Below are 243 nucleotides of genomic sequence, written 5' to 3' on the forward strand. Positions count from 1 at the left end.
ACTCTGTTTATAACCGCATTTTGATTTTTCTCAAACATTTTATGACTTCCCGGAGCCGGAGCACCGCTTGGAACCGGTGAAATTACCTGAATTCCTGTATCTCTGAAGTTTCTTAAAATGTAAGACCAAGCTCCCATGTTTTCTGGTTCTTCCTGAGCCCAAACAATTTCTTTTTTGTTTTCGTATTTGCTGAAGATTTGTTCGATGGTATCGGTTTGTAAAGGATACAACTGCTCGAATCTT

General features: G+C 39.1%; 1 protein-coding gene. It reads right to left on the reverse strand.

Features of this window, described 5'->3' with window-relative positions:
• The coding region (locus SCA31_RS25140; RefSeq protein WP_410699661.1) for a hypothetical protein at nt 1-243 on the reverse strand (243 nt) is incomplete at both ends.

It is taken from the genome of Chryseobacterium sp. SIMBA_028, from assembly GCF_046535285.1.
GTDB lineage: Bacteria > Bacteroidota > Bacteroidia > Flavobacteriales > Weeksellaceae > Chryseobacterium.